Here is a 4,032-nt window from a genome sequence, read left to right as displayed (position 1 = left end):
CGTCGTGACGGTGCGTCACCGCGCCGGAGCCCACTCGTACCACCTGCTCCCCGGTGGGGGAGTCGCGTACGGCGAGGCGCTCGCCGACGCATTGGTGCGCGAGGTCGCCGAGGAGACCGGCCTGCGCATCGAGGTCGGCGCCCCGCTGCTCCTGTCCGACACGATCGCGCCGGACGGGGGCCGCCACGTCGTCAACGTGACCTTCGCGGCCGACGTCACCGGGGGCGCCGTGACGGATCGACCCGACGACCCACGGGTCGAAGGGGTCGACCTCGTGGCCTTGGAACGGCTCACAGAGCTCGACTTGCGCCCGCCGGTCGCCCGCGAACTCGTCGAAGCCCTGTCAGCGGGGCCTGACGCCCGGGCGAGGTACCTCGGACCCCGCTACACGCCCGAGGACGGCGCGCACACTCGATTGACATAACCTGATCGGCCGGCGGCGACGCCGGCCCGGGCGGGCGGAGCCCGGAGTGCCGGGGCTTCCACCCGCGACCGATGCCATCGCACCGGCGCGCGTACTTTGCCAGCGGCCGCGCGCCGACGGTGTGAGGACGGCCCCGTACCGTGTTGCCACGGTACGGGGCCGTAGCCTTCCTTGGCGCAGGGGGCGCTGCCATGCGAGCGTACGTACTCAGGCGTTTGTCTGATAAGGTATCTTATGTCGCTTAGCGGGATCCGCGCAGTACGGCCGCATCGCCGGCGCTCTCACCCGCTCACGCGGCCCGCCCCATGGGACGACCTCGCGCCGCCGAGCGGCCCCGGTCTACGAACCGAGGTACGCAGCGTCGAACTGCGACTTCGTCATCCGGTCGAGGTCCTCTTGCGCGCCCCCGAGACGCTCCTCGGCCTCCCGCTCAGACGGGTACTCTCCGAGCGACGTCACGAGCTCGTCGTCCAGGACGGATACGACCTCGACGCGCCAGACCGCGTACTCGTCCATGTCCTGGGCAGGCGGCTCGCGGTACAGGATGTCCTCGCGCCACTCGAGGTCGGGCGCGTCGGCGTCGTCCACACGGACGATGCGAAGGCGGTAGAACTCGTCGGCGGCGCCGATGACCAGATCGCTCACGGCCGGTGCGCCTCCTACTTCTCGATCGTCGCGTACTGCGGGTTGGACGAGATCCAGCCGGTTCGGCCGTCCTTGTCGGTCACCTGGTACCAGCCGGTCTTCCCCGACACGTAGCGTAGCTTCTCGTTGCGCGAGAGCCCTCGGATGACCTCGGCGTCCGATTCCGGCTGGGTGCGCAGGTTCAGGCCCTCGATCTGCACGATCACCCACGACGGAGTGGCCCCCGATGTCTGGGACATGACGTTCATGCCGGCGCCCGTGAGCGTCGAGTCCTTCGATGCGCCCGTCGCGTCGACCGAGCGGGTGGCCTCGCCGCCGGCGGTCCCCTTCGCCGCCCGGTACTCGCCGAAGTAGCCCATCACGACCACTGCGACGATGACGAGCCCCACCGCGGCCGCGGCGGCCTTCGCAAGTGTCGGGAACCTCATATGTACAACCCCCCGCCGTACACCGCAGCGTCCTCCAGTCCGAACCGCTCGCACACATCGTGGACCGCCGCATCCGCCGTGTCGACCGCGGCACGCGCCGCAGCGAGGTCGACCTCACCGAGCGCCGTCAGCACGTCGTCGGCCCCGGCGTGCTCCCCCACCCTGCCGGCCTCCCGCGCCACGGCCGCCGCGGCCGCCGTCAGCGCGTCCGCCGCACCCCACAGGTCCTTGGGCAGCGCGACGGTCTGCAGCTCGTCGCGCACGATCGCCTGCTGGCGATGCAGTTCGCCGAGCGCCTTGCGGTCGAGGTGCCGCTCGTCGGAGACGAATGCCGTGAGTTCGTCGTCCGTGTCCTCGGCGAGGCGTACCACGACCTCGGACAGCGACCGGAGCCCGGCGCGCACGGCCTCGCGCTGCGCGACGAGCCGGACGACGTACTTCCGCTCCTGACGGCGCCATGCCAGCACGACGAGCAGGACGACGCCGATGAGCGCGACGAGCGCGCCGGCACCGCCTATCGCCCACCAGCCCCAGCTCGGTATGATCGGCACCGTGAGCCTCTCCCTGCGCGGTGCGGTGCGTGAACTGCCCTACAGTCCGCGTTCGTCGACCACACGCCGGGCCTTGCCCGCCGTCCGCTCTATTGTACCCGGCTCGACCAGCGTGACCTTGACGTTCAGGCCGATGACCGCGTGCAGGCGCTCGCCGACGTTCCTCGTGAAGCCGACCATGTCGCTCATCACGTCGCTGAAGATCTCCTCCGCGACCTCGATGCGCACCTCCATGTCGTCCATGCCGTGCTTGCGCCCGAGGACGATCAGGTAGTGCGGGCTGACGCCCTCGATCTTGTAGAGCACGTCCTCGACCTGGCTCGGGAAGACGTTCACGCCGCGGATGATGAGCATGTCGTCCGTGCGCGTCCGGACCTTGGCCATCCGCGCGGTCGTGCGCCCGCACGCGCACGGCTCCGTCGTGACCGTGGTCAGATCGTGCGTTCGGTAGCGCAGGACCGGGAACGCCTCCTTGGTCAGCGAGGTGAAGACGAGCTCGCCCTCCTCGCCCTCGGCGACCGGCTCGCCGCTGACCGGGTCGACCAGCTCCCAGAGGAAGTGGTCCTCGTTGATGTGGAGGCCGGCGGCCGCCTCGCACTCCCCCGAGACGCCGGGACCCATGACCTCGGTCAGCCCGTAGTTGTCCGTGGCGGTGATGCCGAGCCTCTCCTCGATCTCGCGCTTCGCCGCGTCCGTGCACGGCTCGCCGCCGAACAGCCCGACGCGCAGCGCGAGCCCCTTCACGTCGATACCCATGCGCTCCCCCACCTCGGCGAGGTAGAGCGCGTAGCTCGGGGTGGACACGATCGCCGTCGTGCCGAAGTCCTGCATCAGCGTGAGGTGGCGCTCGGTGTTGCCCGCACCGGCCGGCACGATCGTCGCGCCGACACGCTCGACGCCGGCGTGCATCCCGAAGCCGCCGGTGAACAGGCCGTAGCCGAAGGCCATCTGGACGATGTCACGCTCCGTCACGCCGGCGGCCGCCGCGACGCGCGCACAGCACTCGGCCCACGTGTTGAGGTCGCCGCGGGTGTAGCCGACCACGATGGGCTTGCCGGTCGTTCCCGACGAGGCGTGCACCCGGTTCACCTGCTCCATCGGCACGGCGAACAGCCCGAACGGGTAGGTGTCGCGCAAGACGGTCTTGTCGGTGAACGGGAGCTTGCGGATGTCGGCGAGCGAGTGGATGTCCTTCGGGCGCACGCCCGCCTCGTCCATGGCGTCGCGGTAGTGCGCCACGCGCTCGTATACCCAGGCGAGCGTCGTCTGGAGGCGCCGGAGCTGCAGATCCTCGAGCGCCGCGCGCGACATCGACTCGTACTCGGGGTTCCAGATCGCCATCGCTCGTCCCTCACTTCCCCTGCGCGCCGTGCCAGGCGCCCAGGTAGATCAGCCGAACGTCGTCGTTGCCGAGCAGGTCCGCGGACGCACCCTCGAGGACGACCTCGCCGGTGCGCATCACGTACCCGCGGTCGCAGTGCGCCAGCGCGACCTTGGCGTCCTGCTCGACGAGCAGGATCGTCAGCCCGCCGGCCCGCAGCGCGTCGAGCGCGGCGAAGATCTCGCCGATGACCTTCGGCGCCAGTCCGAGCGACGGTTCGTCGAGCAGCAGCACCTTGGGCCGCGACATCAGCGCTCGCGCCACGGCCAGCATCTGCTGCTCGCCGCCCGAGAGCGTCGCGGCGGGCTGCTCGAGCCGCTCCGCCAGCACCGGGAAGAGCCCGAAGACCGCCTCGAGGTCGGCCGCGGGAGGACCGCCCGGCCCTGCTCCCCGCGAGTACGCTCCGAGCGCGAGGTTCTCCGAGACCGTCATGGCGCCGAAGAGCAGCCGTCCCTCCGGGACGAGCGCCATCCCCTTGCGGATAAGCCTCTCGGGCGGCTTGCCGGTGACCGTCTCGCCGAAGAGCGAGACCTCGCCCGACGACGTCCGCACGAGCCCCACGAGGGCCTTGAGCAGGGTCGACTTGCCCGCGCCGTTCGCCCC

6 protein-coding genes are annotated in these 4,032 nt (G+C 70.8%); 1 reads left to right on the top strand and 5 read right to left on the bottom strand.

Features of this window, described 5'->3' with window-relative positions:
• A partial coding sequence (locus tag FDZ70_07345) for an NUDIX hydrolase (protein TLM74038.1) occupies window positions 1-424 on the top strand: 424 nt, incomplete at its 5' end.
• Between the two features lie 339 nt (window positions 425-763).
• On the opposite strand, the gene FDZ70_07340 is transcribed toward FDZ70_07345, so the two are convergent.
• From FDZ70_07340 to FDZ70_07320, 5 genes are all read right to left on the bottom strand, one after another.
• Window positions 764-1,069 (bottom strand): hypothetical protein, encoded by a 306-nt coding sequence (locus tag FDZ70_07340; protein ID TLM74037.1) that lies wholly within the window; start codon window positions 1,067-1,069, stop codon window positions 764-766.
• 14 nt (window positions 1,070-1,083) lie between these two features.
• Window positions 1,084-1,497, bottom strand: coding sequence for an SH3 domain-containing protein (locus FDZ70_07335; GenBank protein ID TLM74036.1), 414 nt, complete (start codon window positions 1,495-1,497; stop codon window positions 1,084-1,086).
• On the bottom strand, window positions 1,494-2,048 hold the full coding sequence (locus FDZ70_07330) for a hypothetical protein (protein ID TLM74035.1): 555 nt from the start codon (window positions 2,046-2,048) through the stop codon (window positions 1,494-1,496). Before FDZ70_07330 ends, FDZ70_07335 begins: the two co-directional genes overlap by 4 nt.
• Window positions 2,049-2,087: 39 nt before the next feature.
• Window positions 2,088-3,359, bottom strand: coding sequence for a phenylacetate--CoA ligase (locus tag FDZ70_07325; protein TLM74039.1), 1,272 nt, complete (start codon window positions 3,357-3,359; stop codon window positions 2,088-2,090).
• A 40-nt stretch (window positions 3,360-3,399) separates the two neighbouring features.
• On the bottom strand, window positions 3,400-4,032 hold a 633-nt coding region (locus FDZ70_07320), incomplete at its 5' end, for an ABC transporter ATP-binding protein (protein ID TLM74034.1).

Source organism: Actinomycetota bacterium, from assembly GCA_005774595.1.
In the GTDB taxonomy this organism is placed as follows: Bacteria; Actinomycetota; Coriobacteriia; order Anaerosomatales; family D1FN1-002; genus D1FN1-002.
This window is presented reverse-complemented; position numbering and strand designations above follow the sequence as displayed.